16 protein-coding genes are annotated in these 15,428 nt (G+C 67.7%); 5 read left to right on the top strand and 11 right to left on the bottom strand.

All coding sequences use genetic code 11. The features are described from left to right. Window positions 1–218 precede the first annotated feature (218 nt). Entirely contained in the window at window positions 219–812 is a 594-nt protein-coding gene (locus AB4Y80_RS10735) for a YdeI/OmpD-associated family protein (RefSeq protein ID WP_442214111.1), read from the bottom strand. A gap of 141 nt (window positions 813–953) precedes the next feature. Between AB4Y80_RS10735 and AB4Y80_RS10740 the strand changes: the two genes are divergently transcribed. Together AB4Y80_RS10740 and AB4Y80_RS10745 are read left to right on the top strand one after the other, a co-directional pair. Next, window positions 954–1,493 carry an NUDIX hydrolase family protein gene (locus tag AB4Y80_RS10740; RefSeq protein WP_442214112.1) on the top strand — a complete coding sequence of 180 codons (540 nt, stop codon included), beginning with the start codon at window positions 954–956 and terminating at the stop codon, window positions 1,491–1,493. A gap of 68 nt (window positions 1,494–1,561) precedes the next feature. Continuing rightward, complete coding sequence (locus AB4Y80_RS10745; RefSeq protein WP_442214113.1) at window positions 1,562–2,275, top strand: SRPBCC family protein; 714 nt, start codon at window positions 1,562–1,564, stop codon at window positions 2,273–2,275. A gap of 97 nt (window positions 2,276–2,372) precedes the next feature. Here the strand turns inward: AB4Y80_RS10745 and mctP are convergent, their stop codons facing one another. Together mctP and AB4Y80_RS10755 are read right to left on the bottom strand one after the other, a co-directional pair. Continuing rightward, a complete protein-coding gene (gene mctP / locus AB4Y80_RS10750; protein WP_442214114.1) occupies window positions 2,373–4,073 on the bottom strand; it encodes a monocarboxylate uptake permease MctP in 1,701 nt (566 codons plus the stop codon). Next, on the bottom strand, window positions 4,070–4,384 hold the full coding sequence (locus AB4Y80_RS10755) for a DUF3311 domain-containing protein (RefSeq protein ID WP_442214116.1): 315 nt from the start codon (window positions 4,382–4,384) through the stop codon (window positions 4,070–4,072). The genes mctP and AB4Y80_RS10755 overlap by 4 nt, the downstream gene beginning before the upstream one ends. A gap of 217 nt (window positions 4,385–4,601) precedes the next feature. Between AB4Y80_RS10755 and tgt the strand changes: the two genes are divergently transcribed. After that, the gene (gene tgt / locus AB4Y80_RS10760; RefSeq protein ID WP_442214117.1) at window positions 4,602–5,951 is read left to right on the top strand and encodes a tRNA guanosine(34) transglycosylase Tgt; all 1,350 of its coding nucleotides are present in this window, start codon (window positions 4,602–4,604) and stop codon (window positions 5,949–5,951) included. Window positions 5,952–6,103: 152 nt separating this feature from the next. Here the strand turns inward: tgt and AB4Y80_RS10765 are convergent, their stop codons facing one another. From AB4Y80_RS10765 to AB4Y80_RS10785, 5 genes are all read right to left on the bottom strand, one after another. After that, a complete protein-coding gene (locus AB4Y80_RS10765; RefSeq protein ID WP_442214118.1) occupies window positions 6,104–6,538 on the bottom strand; it encodes a DoxX family protein in 435 nt (144 codons plus the stop codon). 149 nt (window positions 6,539–6,687) lie between these two features. After that, window positions 6,688–7,404, bottom strand: a complete 717-nt coding sequence (locus AB4Y80_RS10770; RefSeq protein WP_442214175.1) for a queuosine precursor transporter — start codon at window positions 7,402–7,404, stop codon at window positions 6,688–6,690. 409 nt (window positions 7,405–7,813) lie between these two features. Further along, complete coding sequence (locus AB4Y80_RS10775; RefSeq protein ID WP_442214119.1) at window positions 7,814–8,434, bottom strand: hypothetical protein; 621 nt, start codon at window positions 8,432–8,434, stop codon at window positions 7,814–7,816. A 147-nt stretch (window positions 8,435–8,581) separates the two neighbouring features. Next, a complete protein-coding gene (gene kynA / locus AB4Y80_RS10780; RefSeq protein WP_442214120.1) occupies window positions 8,582–9,436 on the bottom strand; it encodes a tryptophan 2,3-dioxygenase in 855 nt (284 codons plus the stop codon). A gap of 28 nt (window positions 9,437–9,464) precedes the next feature. Beyond that, window positions 9,465–10,220, bottom strand: a complete 756-nt coding sequence (locus AB4Y80_RS10785) for an alpha/beta hydrolase (protein WP_442214121.1) — start codon at window positions 10,218–10,220, stop codon at window positions 9,465–9,467. Window positions 10,221–10,347: 127 nt separating this feature from the next. Here AB4Y80_RS10785 and AB4Y80_RS10790 point away from each other — a divergent pair, with 127 nt between their 5' ends. After that, entirely contained in the window at window positions 10,348–11,274 is a 927-nt protein-coding gene (locus tag AB4Y80_RS10790; protein WP_442214122.1) for an NADP-dependent oxidoreductase, read from the top strand. Between the two features lie 95 nt (window positions 11,275–11,369). Here the strand turns inward: AB4Y80_RS10790 and AB4Y80_RS10795 are convergent, their stop codons facing one another. Genes AB4Y80_RS10795 through AB4Y80_RS10805 form a run of 3 tightly spaced genes read right to left on the bottom strand, consistent with a single transcriptional unit; the run spans window position 11,370 to window position 13,749 of the window. Continuing rightward, window positions 11,370–12,281: a ketopantoate reductase family protein gene (locus tag AB4Y80_RS10795; RefSeq protein WP_442214123.1), complete on the bottom strand. Its 912-nt coding sequence runs from the start codon at window positions 12,279–12,281 to the stop codon at window positions 11,370–11,372. After that, the gene (locus tag AB4Y80_RS10800) at window positions 12,278–12,775 is read right to left on the bottom strand and encodes a DUF2127 domain-containing protein (protein ID WP_442214124.1); all 498 of its coding nucleotides are present in this window, start codon (window positions 12,773–12,775) and stop codon (window positions 12,278–12,280) included. Before AB4Y80_RS10800 ends, AB4Y80_RS10795 begins: the two co-directional genes overlap by 4 nt. A gap of 47 nt (window positions 12,776–12,822) precedes the next feature. Next, window positions 12,823–13,749, bottom strand: coding sequence for a LysR family transcriptional regulator (locus tag AB4Y80_RS10805; RefSeq protein ID WP_442214125.1), 927 nt, complete (start codon window positions 13,747–13,749; stop codon window positions 12,823–12,825). Between the two features lie 167 nt (window positions 13,750–13,916). Here AB4Y80_RS10805 and AB4Y80_RS10810 point away from each other — a divergent pair, with 167 nt between their 5' ends. Then, complete coding sequence (locus tag AB4Y80_RS10810) at window positions 13,917–15,302, top strand: MFS transporter (protein WP_442214126.1); 1,386 nt, start codon at window positions 13,917–13,919, stop codon at window positions 15,300–15,302. Window positions 15,303–15,428 lie beyond the last annotated feature (126 nt).

Raw genomic sequence — 15,428 nt, forward strand, 5'->3', positions numbered from 1 at the left:
CCAAAAAGGGGCCACCCCACAACCACAAGCCGTGGTGCGGCCCCAACTCACGATCCAGCACCGATTCCAACGCGAGGCCAGCGATCCCGCCCCCAGCAGCAGCACCAATCCCGCGCCCACCCAAAATCAAAACGCAACAGGCTCATTTCGCCCATTTTTCGACATCTATTGCGGGTCAGATCCCGGGGTATTGCGGGTCAGCTCCCGGGTATTGCGGGTCAGCTGCCGGGGCGGCGCTTTTGCGGATACGGGGTCTGGCCCGCGGCCAGCATGTCCACGAAGCGGGCGATCTTCGCGGCCCGGGCCGCCGGCGTCTTTACCGTGGTGGTGCGGTAGATCAGGGCGTAACGGTTGACGGCGGTGAGCACGTCGAACATGGCCTGGGCCCGCGGGTTGGCCGCGACGGCGTCGGCCAGGTCCTGGGGCAGCCGGGCGTCGGCCTGGCCCGCGTAGGCCGCCTCCCAGCGGCCGTCCGCCCGGGCCGCGTCCACGGCGGCCTGCCCGGCCGGCATGACCCTGCCCGCGGCGGTCAGCCGGGCAATGTTGTCCACATTGTTCTGGGACCACTTGCTGGTCCGCGTGCGGGGCGTGAACCGCTGGAGGTAGCTGCCGTCGTCGCGCCGGCCGACGACGCCGTCGATCCAGCCAAAGCACAGCGCTTCATCCAGGGCTTGGGCATAGTCCAGGGCCGTGACCGTGCCGCCCTTCTTGTGCAGCACCAGCCGGACCCCGGGGCTGGTGGCGTGGTTGGCGGCCAGCCAGGCACGCCACGCCGCCGCGTCGGGGAGCAGGAGCTCGGGGAGTTCAACCATGGGGCAACACTAATCCCCCGCCGCGCCGACCAACAGGACGTTCCCGGCGTTGCCGCGCGTGCGCAACGACGCCGGCCGCTGCCGCGGCAATGCGTGCGCCGGGAAACACGGGCCGGGGCGTTCATGGGGTACAACTTGTATATGAGCGTCCGCACTCCCGATCCCTATCCCGGCTGGCTGTCCGACGAGGACCTGTACGAGGCCCGGAACCGGCTTCCCATGGTCTACGTCGAAGTCGTGCCCGTCCGGCTCGACCCCCTTGGCTACGTGAACGAGGTGGGCCTGTTGCTGCAGGCCGACGAGGAAGGCAGCATGGTCCGCACCCTTGTCTCCGGGCGGGTGCTGTACCGGGAAACCATTCGCGCCGCACTGGTCCGGCATGTGGAGAAGGACCTGGGGCCGCTGGCGTTCCCGCAGCTGCCCATCAGTCCCGTGCCGTTCACGGTGGCCGAGTACCTGCCCTCGCCCTCGCAAACCGGGTTCACCGACGAGCGCCAGCACGCCGTCGCCCTGGCGTACGTGATCCCGGTGACCGGGGAATGCGAGCCCCGCCAGGACGCCCTGGAACTGACGTGGATGACGCCGGAGGAAGTGCTCAGCCCCGGCGTGCAGGCGGAATTCGTCGGCGGCCGCGGCGCCCTGGTCCGCCAGGCCATCGCCTACGCCGGGCTCGGGCGCTAAAGTACGGCGCAGCCACGCCGGGCGCCCCGCCCTAGCCCGTTGCGGGAAACCCGCGTAGATTACGTTTCATGGACAAGAATCAACTCTCGGTCCTCGTCAACGCCGACGCCGAACAGGTGTGGCTCATGTTGCGCGAACCGGCCAGGATTGCCCAGTGGCACGGCTGGCAAACGGAGGGGCTGGACGCTGAAATTCATCAAATCTACGACGACGTCACGGAAAGCCCCGACCACCTCCGCCTGGAGATGAACCAGGGCGACGTCTTCACCCTGGAGCCCCGCCCGGACGGGACGCTGCTGACCCTGACCCGCGGACAGGCCACCGGGGAATGGGCCAAGTACGACGCCGACATCACCGAGGGGTGGAGCGTCTTCATCCAGCAGTTGAAGTTTGCACTGGAACGCCACCCGCACACGCCGCGGCGGACGATCTTCGTGGACGGCACCAGCGCCAACCACGTGAACTTGTGGGACGCCCTCGGCATTGACACCGGCTGGCTCCCGGATCCCGGCGAGCCGTACGAACTCACCCTCACCACCGGCGCCACCTTAAAAGGCAAGGTGTGGTACCGCGGGAGCACCCAGCTGGGCCTGACCGTGGCCGACTACGCCGAACACGGCGACGGGCTGCTCATCCTGGCCCAGCAGCAGGCCGTCGAGGGCCTGCGCGAACACCCCGGGGCGCAGATCATCGCCTCCACCTACGGCCTGGGCGCGGCCGCCCTGGATGCGATCGCCTCCCACTGGGACGCGTTCATGGAGGCCAACTACCCCGACGCCTGACCGGCGCGCCCCGGTGCATAAGCGCCCGGGGGCGCCAACGCCCCCGGGTGCGCAGATCATGCGGGTGAACCGCACCATCTGCACACCCGAGCCACCGCTAGATGACCGGGCCGGTGGTGTCCACGGACCGGGCGGCAAACGCCGAGACCTCGGGGTCGTCCTCGTTGGCGCCGTAGTCGGAGGTCTTGGTGATGTCCTTGCCCTCGCGCACCTTCAGGGCCCGCAGGATGAACGTGAGGATAACCGCCACGAGGGCGTTCACGACGAACGCGGTGATGGCGATGTAAACCTTGACGTCCGTGCCCGGGATGGCGGCGATGGACCCGCCAAAGTGGGCGTGGGTGACCGGGTTGACGACATTGTAGGCGGCCGCGGTGCCGAAGATGATGCCCGCCGCCCAGCCGGCAAACAGCGCCCACCGGTGGAACCAGCGCGTGTACAGGCCGGTCACGATCGACGGGAACGTCTGCAGGATCCAGATCCCACCCAGCAGCTGCATGTTGATCGCCGTGGACTGGTCCATGGCGATCACGAAGATCAACGCCCCAAACTTCACCACCAGGGAGATCACCTTGGACATCTGGGCTTCTTGGCGCGGGGTGGCGTCGGGCTTGAAGAAGTCCTTGTAGATGTTCCGGGTGAACAGGTTGGCGGCCGCGATGGACATGATGGCCGCCGGCACCAGGGCGCCCACGGCGATGGCGGCCAGGGCAACCCCGGCAAACCAGGACGGGAAGTTGTCCAGGAACAGCTGCGGGACCACCAGCTGGGGGTTGATCGTCTTGCCGTCCAGCTCCACCGGGTGTGTGCCGGCGGCGATGGCCACGTACCCCAGCAGGGCCAGGAATCCCAGCACCAGGGAGTACAGCGGCAGCACGGCGGCGTTCTTGCGGATGGTGTTGCGGCTCTTGGTGGCCAGCACGCCGGTGATGGAGTGGGGGTACATGAACAGGGCCATGGCCGAGCCCAGCGCCAGTGTCGCGTACGCGGAGTAGCTGTCGGCACCGGGAATGAACGGGCCGGGAACCTTGCCGGTGGCCGGGTTCACGGTGGTCATCTTCTCCTGGGCGGCACCGAAAATGTGCTCCCAGCCGCCAAACTTGGTCGGCAGGTAGATGATGGCCACAATCACGGCCAGGTAGATGAGCACGTCCTTGACCACGGCAATCATGGCCGGGGCGCGCAGCCCGGACGTGTACGTGTAGGCGGCCAGCACCACGAATGCGATGATCAGCGGCAGGTCATTGAGGAACCAGTTGCCGGGGCTGCCCACGCCCAGCACGGTCAGCACGGCCTTGATGCCCACCAGCTGCAGCGCAATGTAGGGCATGGTGGCGATGATGCCGGTGACGGCAATGGCCAGCGACAGCGGCTTGCTGCCGTAGCGCCCGCCCACAAAGTCCGCGGTCGTGACGAAGCCGTGCCGCTTGGAGACCGACCACAGCCGGGCCATGAGCAAGAACACGATCGGGTACAAGACGATGGTGTAGGGCACGGCGAAGAATCCGCTGACGGACCCCGCCGCCCACATGGCCGCCGGCACCGCCACAAAGGTGTACGCCGTGTACAGGTCGCCACCGAGCAGGAACCAGGTGATCCACGAACCAAACTTCCGCCCGCCCAGGCCCCACTCATCCAGGGAGTGTAGCCCGTCCGTGCCGCCGCCGCGCCACCGCGCCGCATAGAATCCCAGGACGCCCACCAGCACAAAGAGAACGACGACGACGACCAGCGCGGTCACGTCGACGCCCCGCGCTGCCTGCGTGGCCGTGACCACGGCGCTCGGCAGGGCGCTCACTTCGCGTCACCTTCGGCGTCGTAGCTGCCGTTAATGGTGCCCGCACCCTTCACGTCGGCCCGGCGTCGATTGTCCTCGGTAATCATGAGCTTGTAGGAAATGCCGATTAGGGCCGCACAGATGGGCACCCACATCATTTGGTACCAATAGAAGAAAGGAAAGCCGAAGAGGTGTGGATCGGCATGGGCGTACAGGGGCACGCTCAGCGGCAGGACAATGGCCGCGGCCAGCAGAATTCCGCTGATGACATAGGGGAGCGGTTTGGCCGGGCCGCGGGTAGGTGATTCGTGCGTAGTGTTCGAAATGGACATTGCGGCTCCTTTTGGATCGTCTTTCGGATCGGCGGTCCCCAATTACTTTTTTTGACAGTTCATGGTAAGGACATGCMGGTACGTCGCGATAGGGAATTTGCGAAAAAACTTTCACATCCGTAAATTCACCACCGTTCCTGTGTCCCGATCCGTCCGTCCGTGGTCGAGAACCAGGCGCCATGGGCGGGTCCGGTCCAAAGACTGGCAAAATGGGTGAATGCCCTCCCCAGAAACCCTCACGGACCTTTTTGCCCCGGACCCCGCCACCGTGCCCGCAGCCGTGCCCGGACGTTCCGCTGCGCAGGGCGAGTTCGCCTTCCGGGTCGGCACCCGGCTCAACGATTCGTGCGCGCCCGCGGCAGCCGCCGTCGACCGCAACGGCGGCCCCTTCCTGGGCCGCACCGGAGTCATCACCACCCCGCACGGGACCATCAAGACCCCCGCATTCATCGCGGTGGGCACCAAGGCCACGGTGAAGTCCGTGCTGCCCGAGTCCATGGCCCGGCTCGGCGCGCAGGCGCTGCTGGCCAACGCCTACCACCTGTACCTGCAGCCGGGCCCGGACGTGCTGGATGCCGCCGGCGGGCTGGGCCGGTTCATGAATTGGCCGGGGCCCACGTTCACCGACAGCGGCGGATTCCAGGTCATGAGCCTGGGGTCGGGGTTCAAGAAGGTCATCAACATGGACGCCGCGGCCGCCTCCCCGCACGCCGGCGCGGACGATTCGGTGGCCGCGGGCAAGGAGCGGCTGGCCCACATTGACGACGACGGCGTCTGGTTCAAGTCGCACCTGAACGGGGACATGCACCGCTTCACCCCCGAGGTCTCCATGGCGGTCCAGCACCAGATCGGGGCGGACATCATGTTTGCCTTTGACGAGCTGACCACGCTGCTGAACTCGCGCGCGTATCAGGAGATGTCCCTGGAACGCACCCGGCTGTGGGCACAACGGTGCATCGATGAGCATTTCCGGCTGACCGAAGAGCGCACGGGCAAGCCCTACCAGGCGCTCTTTGGGGTGATCCAGGGCGCCCAGTACGAGGACCTGCGCCGGAAGGCCTCCGTCGATCTGGGCGCGATGAACTTTGACGGGTTCGGCATCGGCGGAGCGCTGGAGAAGGAAAACCTGGGCACGATCGTGCGGTGGTGCGCCGAAGAACTGCCGGAGGACAAGCCGCGGCACCTGCTGGGCATCTCCGAACCCGACGACATCTTCACGGCCATCGAAAACGGGGCGGACACCTTTGACTGCGTCTCCCCCACCCGGGTGGCCCGCACCTCGGCGTTTTACACCCCCGACGGCCGGGCGAACCTGTCCAACGCCCGCTTCAAGCGGGACTTCACGCCCCTCGTGGAGGGCTGCGACTGCTACGCCTGCGCCAACTACAGCCGCGCCTACATCCACCACCTCTTCCGGGCCAAGGAGATGGTCTCGGCCACGCTGGTCTCCATCCACAATGAGCGGTTCGTGGTGAAGATGGTCGACGACGCCCGCCTCGCCATCGAGGACGGCACCTTCTTCGAGTTCAAGGCCGAGACCCTGCGCCGGTACTATCCGGGCCGGTAGCGCCGGGCCGGCCCTGCAGCGCCGCCCGGGACCCCGGGGCGCGGGGGGATGCGAAAGGGGCGCAGGCCTTCCGGACGGAAGGGCCGCGCCCCTTTCTGGTGGAGCTTGTACCGCTGCGCCCGGGCCGCAACCGGCTCCGGGCGACGTCGCGGCTAGGCCAGCACGGCCAGCTTGGAGTTCTTGCGGGCGAACATGGCGTGGTCGAGCGACAGGCGGCCGGGGCCGACCAGCACCACGGCCAGTGCCGCCGCGGCCAGCAGGAGGACCAGCTCAAAGCCGCCGGCCTCGACGAAGACGCCCGCCGGTGCGTGGACCAGGACGATGGCGCCGACCATGTTGAGGGTCAGCAAGGCCGCGATCGGGCGGGACAGGACGCCCAGGACCAGGGCGATGCCGCCGGCCAGTTCCAGTGTGGCCACGACGGGGGCCACGAGGTCGGCCGCGGGGACGCCCATCTGGGCAAAGGCGCCCTGGGTGCCGGCGATGGTGAACTCGTTGTATTTCTGCCAGCCATGGGCGGCAAAGAGGAAGCCGACCACTATGCGCAAGATGGTGCGGGCGGCCGTGGACAGGGCGGGGGTGTTCATGAAATTCTCACCGTTTCGGGGATCGGGGGCTGTCCGGACCGGGTACCGGGCAGCAATTGCTTGTAGCTTCAATAAAATTGTCTCAGCAATTTAGTTGAAGTGTCAACTAATCAATCCGCGGGCCCGTCCCGGTGGCCGGTGCGCCCGGCTCAGGCCCCGTACGTGGGTTCGCGGCGCTTGACCCAGCCGATCACCAGCGTGGTGACGGGGACCAGCAGGTACTCGACGCCGGTCTTGTACAGGAACCCGACAATGACGTAGTTGGCGAACATGCCGAAGCCGACGATGCCGATCACGGGCGCGGCGATGGTGCAAAAGATCAGGGTGTCCACAAATTCGCCGACCCCGCTGGAGCCCATGAGCCGCACCCACAACTTCCGCTCCCCCTGGCGGGCCTTCAGCCGCACCATGATGAGCGAGTTGATGGTCTGCCCGGCCAGGAAGGCCAGCAGGCTGGCCAGCACAATCTGCGGGACCGGGCCCAGTGCGACCTCGAGCGCGTTCTGCTTGGCCACTCCATAGTCGTCGGTGAAGCCGGGCAGCGCGATGATCACCCAGTACGCCAGGGATGCGAAGACGGATAGCGCGAACGTGGTGAAAATGGCCTTGCGCGCCATCTTGAAGCCGTAGATTTCGCTGATTACGTCGCCGAGGATGTACGCGAAGGGAAACAGGAAGAAGCCGCCGTCCGTCACGATCGGACCGAACTGCACCCCCTTGGAGGCGCCGATGTTGGAGAGGATGACGATGACCGCCATGCAGGCGAGCAGGATGCCGTAGTAGCGGCTTCCGACGGCCGCAAACACGGGCCCGGACTTAAGTGCAGGGGCTGGGGCGGGGGAGGAGTTGCTTTGCAGCGAGGACATGGTGATGGTCTCAAATCGTTGGGGGAAGTGGTTCGCCAGCCCCCGCCCCGAGGGGCGGCCGGCCGGCTGTATTATCACTGGGCCCGTCTGCACCCGGGCCGCCACCAATTCTGCCACGGTTCGCGCCGGGCCGCCCCGCGGGCGCCATGAAAGCCGGTGCGCTGCGGCGCTCCCGCGTGCATGGTTGCAATTTCCGGCAGTGCGAGAGAATTCCATCCACGTGCCGCGCACCCTCGGCGGCGAACCATGCCAATGCGGGCACTATGCGCACGGCCCACCGGTGGGTGACGCGCATAGGCAAATTTTTATTCCGCTATGCGCAGGACCGAACGCGAGTATTGCGCAGCGTGGCCACGGGCGCCAGACTCCGCACCGGTCCGGCGCATAAGAATAGTTGCGCACGCCCGATTTACCGCGTGAAGCTGAGCAGCTCCGCCACCTTCGACCAGCCGTCCGCCGCAAGGAACCGTTCGGCCTGGGCGGCGTCGGCCACGAGGTACAGGACGTCGGCGCCGTGCAGGAACGCCTCGTCGCCCAGGGACGCCACCATGGCGGTCTCAAACACGCCCACAAGCTCGTCGTGGCCGTCATAGACCCGCAAGTTGCCCAACACCGCCAACGCCTCTTGGAGCCGGATCCGCCCCTCCGCCACGGGACGGTCAAAAAGGGCCACCTCAACGGCGTCGTAGTTGGGCATCGGGGCCTCGGCGATGTAGGCGTCGGCGGGCAGTACGGGCACCAGATCGAGGTCGTCGGTCAGCGCGCTCAGCAGGACCAGCGCCCCGGACTCGCGCAAGCCATGCGCGGCGGCAAATTGGCGGGCGGCGTAGGAGTCCGCGGTGGCCAGCGTCAGCACGGCTCCGTCGATGGCGGTGATCTGCGCCTCGGCGCCGTCTGCGGGCCAGGCGATCAACCGTTCAGGCACCGCACCGGCGATGGCTACAACCGGGCCGTCCACCGTTGCGTCGAGGTCGCGCACCGCGGCCCAGGCCGGGCCCCATACCGGAAGTGATTCCTGCCATTGCGTCATAGTCTGTATCCYTTGCCTCGGTGCCTGCGGTGGCCGTCGGCCGGCAGGAACGGTCCGGCAAGGGACCGTTTGCCGCGCCATCTCCAGCATATGCCCGCCCCGATCCCCTCATTCGGCGCACCCTTGGCACTGCACCGGGCGCGGCGGCTACCGCCCAATCTCGGTGCGCACCGCGTACAGCTCCGGGAAGAACGTCAAGTCGAGGGCCCGCTGCAGGAAGCCCACGCCGGAGGAGCCGCCGGTGCCGGTCTTCATGCCGATGATGCGCTTGACGGTGCGCACGTGCCGGAAGCGCCACAGCTGGAAGTTGTCCTCCAGGTCCACCAATTCCTCGCAGGCCTCGTACAGGTCCCAATACTCATCGGGCTGTTCGTACACGACGCGGAACAGCTGCACCAGGTCCTCGTTGAACACGTGCGCCTTCGTCACGTCGCGCCCCAGCAGTTCGGCCGGGACCGCGAAGCCTCGCCGGGACAATAGGGCCAGGAATTCGTCGTACAGGCTGGTCTGCCCCAGGATTTCCGCCAGCATGGCGTGCGCCTCCGGGTTGGCTTCAAACACCTTGAGCATGCCGGCATTTTTGTTGCCCAGCATGAACTCCACGGCCCGGTATTGGTATGACTGGAACCCCGACGCCGAGCCCAGGTCACCCCGGAATTGGGCGTACTCACTCGGGGTCAGGGTGGCCAGCACCGACCATTGGTCCGTCAGCGAGCGCTGGATGTGCTTGACCCGGGCCACGCCCTTCATGGCGGCGCGCAAATTGTCGGCGGCCAAATAGGAGCGCACGGCACGCAGTTCGTGCAGCACCAGTTTCAGCCACAGCTCGGAGGTTTGGTGCTGGATGATGAAGAGCATTTCATCGTGGTGGACGGGCCGGCTGACGGGCTGTTGGGCGCTCAGCAGCGTGTCCAGGGCCAGATAGCTTCCGTAGCTCATCTTGTCGCTGAAATCCGTCTCGATTCCAGCCTCGATCGTGCGGGTGTTGTGCGGCATTGCCATCCTTTCCACAAAGCGGTTTCCCCACACTTTACGCCCGCGGAAGATTGGCCAGCACCAGCTCCCGGCACACGGCCCAGGCCTCGGTGGTGACGTCGATCAGCGCGTAATGGTCTCCGGGAACCTCCACATAGGCGGCCGTCCCGCCCGCCGCTGCCACGGCGTCGACGTAACTGCGGCTCTGGGCGGCGGGGACGTCGTCGTCGTCCCTGGCATGGACCGCGTAGACGGGCACGGCCAGGGGCACGGCGGCCAGCGGATCCGCCCGCGCCACGTCCGCACCCAGCAACGCGGTGACGGCGTGGTTGCTCAGGCCCAGCCGCTGCGCCTCGGCCAGGTTCAACAGCCCCGACTGGCTGACGACGCCGGTCACCGCCACCGGGTCCGTCCCGCCTTCCGCCGCTGCCGGCAGGCCCGCCCGGCCCGCCGCCCAGACGGCCAACTGGCCGCCCGCCGAATGCCCCAGGGCCACCACGTGGCCCAGGTCCAGCTCGTGGTCGGCGGCGGCGGCGCGCAGGGCATCGATCCCGTGCGCGACGTCGTCGAACGTCTCCGGCCAGCCGCCGCCGTTGCCCAGCCGCCGGTACTCCAGGTTCCAGGCGGGGACCCCGTGCGCGGCGAGGTCGCGGGCCAGCGGGGCGCCAAGCTCGGCCGTGTAGCGGGCGCGCCAGAAACCGCCGTGAATCACGACGGCCACGCCTTGACGGCTGCGCTGCGCGGGCAGGTACAGCTCCGCCCATTGCGAAGGGTCGGGGCCGTACGCGTAACGTTGCGGTGCCTGGGTCATCTCCGTAGCGTATCCGTTCCAGGCCGCGCCAAACCCGGCACGAGCCCGGCGCAGACCGGGACGGGAATCTTCGCGGCGGCGGCGAGGTTAGCCCCACAGAGCGCACCCACGGGAAAGGGAGATCAGTATGAAGGCCATGGCTTATGCACGGTACGGCGGCCCGGAGGTCCTGGCGCCAACGGAGTTGCCCGCACCCAAGGTCGCCCCCGGGTCAGTGCTGATTCAGGTCAAGGCGGCCGGCGTCAACCCGGTGGACTGGAAGATCATGGCCGGCAACCTCGACGGGATCATGGACACCACATTTCCCGTCGTGCCGGGCTGGGACGTGGCCGGGGTGGTGGCGGCGGTGGGCTTTGACACCCCGGAATTCTCCCCGGGCGACCACGTGTATTCCTACGGCCGGCGGGACACGGTCCAGGGCGGCACCTTTGCCGAACTTGTGACCCTGCCGGTGGCCATGGTGGCACGCAAACCGCGAACCCTCACCTGGGAGCAGGCCGCCGGCCTGCCGCTTGCGGGCCTGACGGCGCAGCGCACCCTTGACGCCCTGAACCTTCAGCCGGGCGAGACCTTGCTGATCCACAACGGCTCCGGCGGGGTGGGGCGCATTGCTATCCAGCTGGCCGTCCACGCCGGTGCCCGGGTCATCGCCACGGCCTCGACGAGGAATCACGGCCGCCTGGGCGAACTCGGCGCAGAGCCGGTGGACTACGGCGACGGCCTCGTCCGGCGCGTGCACGAGCTCGCCCCGGACGGAGTGGACGCCGTGGCCGACTTTGCCGGCGGCGTCCTGGCCGACACGCTCGTACTGTGCAAGCCCGGCGGCAGGCACGCGTCCATCGCCGACCGTTCGGTCGTTGAACACGGCGGCCGCCACATCTGGGTGCGCCCGGATGCGCGCGAGCTGGACCGGCTCACCGCACTCATCGAGGCCGGCACGCTGAGCGTGGACGTGGCCGCCACCTTCCCCATGCAGGACGCCGCCGCCGCCTTCGAGGCCAGCATGGCCGGCCATGGGGGCGGAAAGATCGTGCTGACGGAATTCACCGCCTAGCCCGTCCCGCCCGGACGAGGATATGGACATTCGCTGGTGGTAGACCACCGGCGAATGTCCATATCGGCGTCCCCGGCGAGGCGCGGAGGCTGGATTTACCCGGCCGCGTGCACGCGCAGCTGCATCAGGGCGAGGTCGGCCAGCGGAGTGGCGACGTCCAGGTCCCTGGCGCGGCGGGTGAAATCGCCCAGAATGTGCTCGGTCTCGTTCGGCAGCCCGGCGGTCACGTCCCGGTACAGGGAGGACGTGAACGCGGACCCCGGTGCGGTGAGAAACGCCAGCGACGCCTGGAATTCCGCAGCGGGCACCGGATGGCCCGCCCCGGCAGACACGGCGGCGGCCTCGGCCAGGGCGGCCCGGACAAACGCCCCGCCGCCCGGCACCGTGACGATGGCGCCGACCGGCCCGCGCATCAGGCACGTCACCACCCCGGCGGTGACGATGAACACCCATTTGTGCCACATGGCGGCGAGCGCGTCGGGGATGGCCTGGGCCGTGAAGCCCGGGACGTCAATCTGTGCAAGGATCCGCCGGACGCGTTCGGTGGGTCCGCCGGTCGGTTCGCCGACGTCCCAGGTGGCGAGCGGGTTGAGCTGGAGGATGTCGCCGTCGTCGTTGATGGTGGTGACCACGCGCACCACGCCGCCGAGCACCTTCTCCGGCCCGAACGCCGCGGCCAGCGCGTCCAGGTGGGCCATGCCGTTGAGGAAGGGGATGATCACCGTGTCGGGGCCGACGGCGGGGCGGAGGTCGGCGATGGCGGCGGCCAGCCCGGCGGCCTTGACGGTGACGATCACGACGTCGAACGTCTCCCGCAGCTCGCCTGCCGTGACCAGCCGGGGCGTGACGGTCTCGTCCCGGCCCAGGCCCGTGATCCGCAGCCCGCGCCGGCGGAGGGTCTCGGCCCGGCCCGCCCGCACCAGGAAGGTCACGTCCCGCCCCGCCTGGGCCAGCCGGCCGCCAAAGTAGCCGCCGGTGGCCCCGGCTCCCACGACAAGAATTTTCACGACTGTCCTTCCAGCTTTCGGCGGTGGCGGTGCCGGCCGTACTCGTGCCAGGTCAGTACCACGATCAGGATATCGAACACGGTCAGGGCGATGAGCCCGGCCGACGGTGTGAGCGTGAGTTGGTAGAGCTGGTACAGGATGAAGATGACCAGGACAGCTATCATCCACGGGTAGGCCCACAGCTTGTCCAGCAGCAGGGCCGTTACCAGGACGACCTTGACGATCCCGTGGGCCAGCAGGTACAGCGCCGTGAAGACCACCGCGGCCCCGGTGACGCCGGCGGCCGTGTGCAGGAGGTGGGTGGCGATGAAATCGTCGGGGTCCTCGGAGAGCTCCGGCTGGGTGACGATGACGGCGAGTTCATGGATTCTGGCCGGGGAGATGAACAGCAGCAGCGTTCCGACCACCAGTTCCAGGACGCCGTCCAAGCCCTTCAGGACGATGCCGACGGCGAAGAACCGCTCCCACCAGTCCGTGACCCTGAGCCTGCCCATGCCGCCTCCACCCGGAATTCTGTTTGGAGCCTAGCATCGGGGCCCCGTCATGGCACCGGCTGCCCGCCGGTCCCGGCCTTGAAGGTCTCCACCGTGAAGTCCAGCAGCGCCCGGGCGCGCGGACTGAGGCTGCCGTGCGCGGGCCAGATGCCGCTGATGGTGGTCCGACTGGCCGGCCGGGTGAGCGGCCGGACGGCCACCGGGAGGCCTTCCAACGTCACCGGCGCCCAGTTGGGCCGCGACATCAGCAGCCCGTAGCCCAGACCCCGGCCCACGAGCGCCTGGACCAGGATGATCTGCGGCATGTGGGCCACGATGTTCGGCCGGAGCCCGCGGTCCGCGAAGACCCTGTGCGTGTTGGCCGTGCTGGGGCTGGAGTCATACATGATGAGAGGTTCCGGGGCCAGTTGGGCCAGGTCCACGGTTTCCTGCTGCGCCAGCGGATGGTCGACGGGCAGCACCGCCTGCAGCTCCGTCTCATAGATGGTCCGACGCTCAAAGCCGGTTGGCAGTTCCATGTCATAGACAATGGCCAGGTCCAGCCGGCCGCTTTCCAGCGCGGGCAGCAGCTCGTCGTGGGTGCCCACCACGACCTCCACCTCCACGCCGGGATGGACCTTGGGCATGCCGCCCAAGATCGCCGGCAGCACGCTGGCCGCGAAGCTGGCGAAGCAACCCAGCTTCACGGGCCCCTTCAACGTCCCCGTTGCGCCGCTCATCTCCGCCAGCAGGTCCTCGGCACTGCCCAGCAGCGCCCTGGCCCGTATGGCGAAGTGCTCCCCCGCAGGGGTCAGGTCCAGGCCCCGGGACTTGCGGCGGATGCACAGCTGCTCCCCCACGGCGGTTTCCAGGCGTGTAATGGCCTGCGAGAGCGCGGACTCGGAGAAGTGAAGGGAGGCGGCGGCCTCGCTGAGCGTGGGAAAGTCGGCGAGAGCCACAAACAGCTCCAGCTGCCGGAAGGTGAACCTGGGCATCAGCGCTTCTTTCATAAAACCGTATTAGTTTCCCTAGTTTCATAAGTTTACCCGCGGATGTTTTGGTGTGACACTAATTACACCCCGCCGCCCATGCCCTGCCCCGCCGTCGCGTTCACTCGCAAGCCGGGCCGGCAGCTACCCAAACCCCGTCAAGGACTAAGAACATGAGCAACAATCCAGCCGTGGACCCGCGGCGCACGCAGCGCCGCGTCGCATTCGCGACCCTGATCGGCACCACCGTCGAGTGGTACGACTACTTCATCTACGCCACGGCCGCAGGCCTGGTATTTGCCCATCTGTTCTTTGAACCGGCCGGCGCCCAGATCGGATTGCTGCTCGCGTTTGCCTCGGTGGGCATCAGCTTCCTCTTCCGCCCCCTCGGCGCCTTTTTGGCCGGCCACTTCGGGGACAGGATTGGCCGCCGGGCCATGCTGGTGCTGACCCTGTTGCTCATGGGCATCTCCACCATGTTGATCGGCCTGCTGCCCACGTTTGAGACGGCGGGCGTGCTGGCCCCGGTGCTGCTGCTGGTCCTGCGCATCCTCCAGGGTGTCTCCGCAGGCGGGGAATGGGGCGGCGCCGTCCTGATGGCCGTCGAGCATGCCCCCGCCAACAAGCGCGGGCGGGCGGGCTCGTTCCCGCAGCTCGGCGTGCCGCTGGGGCTGCTGCTGGCCTCCGGGGTCATGGCCCTGATGACCGGCGTCATCGCCCCCGGCGAGGCATTCCTGGCCTGGGGCTGGCGCATCCCGTTCCTGCTCAGCTTCGTGTTGATCGGCGTCGGCTACTTTGTGCGCCGCGCCGTGGAGGAGAGCCCGGTGTTCCTGGAGATCGCCGAAAAGAAGCAGCAGCCCAAGGTTCCCGTCGTCGAACTGTTCCGCAAGCATTGGCTCCTGGTCATCCTGGCAGCGCTGGTGTTTGTGGGCAACAACGCGGCCGGGTACATGGCCACGGGCGGCTTCATCCCCAGCTACGCCACCAACCCCGACGGCATCGTTGGCCTGGCCAAGACGCCCGTGTTGATCGCCATGACCTTTGCCGCGGCCATGTGGCTGATCTTCACGGCTTTGGCGGGCGTCCTGGCCGACAGGGTGGGGCGCAAGCGCACCTATATTGTCGGTTATATCGCCATGGCCCTGACCGTGTTTCCGCTGTTCCTGTTGATCAACACGGGCCAGCTGTGGGCCCTGTACCTGGCGTTGCTGCTGCTCACTTTTGGCCTGGGCCTGACCTACGGCCCGCAGGCGGCCTGGTACAGCGAGATCTTCCCGGCCTCGGTCCGCTTCTCCGGCGTCTCCATCTCCTACGCCATCGGCGCCATTTTGGGCGGCGCTTTCTCCCCCTTGATCGCCCAGTGGCTGCTGCAGGCCACCGGCACCAGCCTGGCCATCTCCAGCTACCTGCTGCTCACCACGCTCATCGGCCTGGCCGCGGTGATCATGCTCAAGGACCGTTCCGGGATCGACCTCAGCGTCACCAACCAGGCCGAGCAGGAAGTGGGTGCCACCATCTTTGACAAGCGCCAGCCGACCGCGGCCGCCGCTGCCCGCTAGCACCCATACGAGTTACGACAGTACGACAGTACGAGGTACGACGGCGGCACCCGCCTTTTGGGGGTGCCGTCGTCGTGCCTCGTCCGGGTTCCGGCCGGCTCCCGGATCCGCCTCCGTGGGCTTGCA

The sequence above is a fragment of the Specibacter sp. RAF43 genome (assembly GCF_052114065.1).
GTDB lineage: Bacteria > Actinomycetota > Actinomycetes > Actinomycetales > Micrococcaceae > Specibacter.

What these genes read in the sequence shown, in the direction of transcription:
- AB4Y80_RS10740 (WP_442214112.1), top strand. Translation starts at nt 954, where the DNA reads ATGAGCGTCCGCACTCCCGATCCCTATCCCGGCTGGCTGTCCGACGAG.
- AB4Y80_RS10800 (WP_442214124.1), bottom strand. Translation starts at nt 12,775, where the DNA reads ATGGGCAGGCTCAGGGTCACGGACTGGTGGGAGCGGTTCTTCGCCGTC.
- AB4Y80_RS10755 (WP_442214116.1), bottom strand. Translation starts at nt 4,384, where the DNA reads ATGTCCATTTCGAACACTACGCACGAATCACCTACCCGCGGCCCGGCC.
- AB4Y80_RS10775 (WP_442214119.1), bottom strand. Translation starts at nt 8,434, where the DNA reads ATGACGCAATGGCAGGAATCACTTCCGGTATGGGGCCCGGCCTGGGCC.
- AB4Y80_RS10745 (WP_442214113.1), top strand. Translation starts at nt 1,562, where the DNA reads ATGGACAAGAATCAACTCTCGGTCCTCGTCAACGCCGACGCCGAACAG.
- AB4Y80_RS10785 (WP_442214121.1), bottom strand. Translation starts at nt 10,220, where the DNA reads ATGACCCAGGCACCGCAACGTTACGCGTACGGCCCCGACCCTTCGCAA.
- tgt (WP_442214117.1), top strand. Translation starts at nt 4,602, where the DNA reads ATGCCCTCCCCAGAAACCCTCACGGACCTTTTTGCCCCGGACCCCGCC.
- AB4Y80_RS10805 (WP_442214125.1), bottom strand. Translation starts at nt 13,749, where the DNA reads ATGCCCAGGTTCACCTTCCGGCAGCTGGAGCTGTTTGTGGCTCTCGCC.
- AB4Y80_RS10810 (WP_442214126.1), top strand. Translation starts at nt 13,917, where the DNA reads ATGAGCAACAATCCAGCCGTGGACCCGCGGCGCACGCAGCGCCGCGTC.
- AB4Y80_RS10790 (WP_442214122.1), top strand. Translation starts at nt 10,348, where the DNA reads ATGAAGGCCATGGCTTATGCACGGTACGGCGGCCCGGAGGTCCTGGCG.
- AB4Y80_RS10765 (WP_442214118.1), bottom strand. Translation starts at nt 6,538, where the DNA reads ATGAACACCCCCGCCCTGTCCACGGCCGCCCGCACCATCTTGCGCATA.
- AB4Y80_RS10770 (WP_442214175.1), bottom strand. Translation starts at nt 7,404, where the DNA reads ATGTCCTCGCTGCAAAGCAACTCCTCCCCCGCCCCAGCCCCTGCACTT.
- AB4Y80_RS10735 (WP_442214111.1), bottom strand. Translation starts at nt 812, where the DNA reads ATGGTTGAACTCCCCGAGCTCCTGCTCCCCGACGCGGCGGCGTGGCGT.
- kynA (WP_442214120.1), bottom strand. Translation starts at nt 9,436, where the DNA reads ATGGCAATGCCGCACAACACCCGCACGATCGAGGCTGGAATCGAGACG.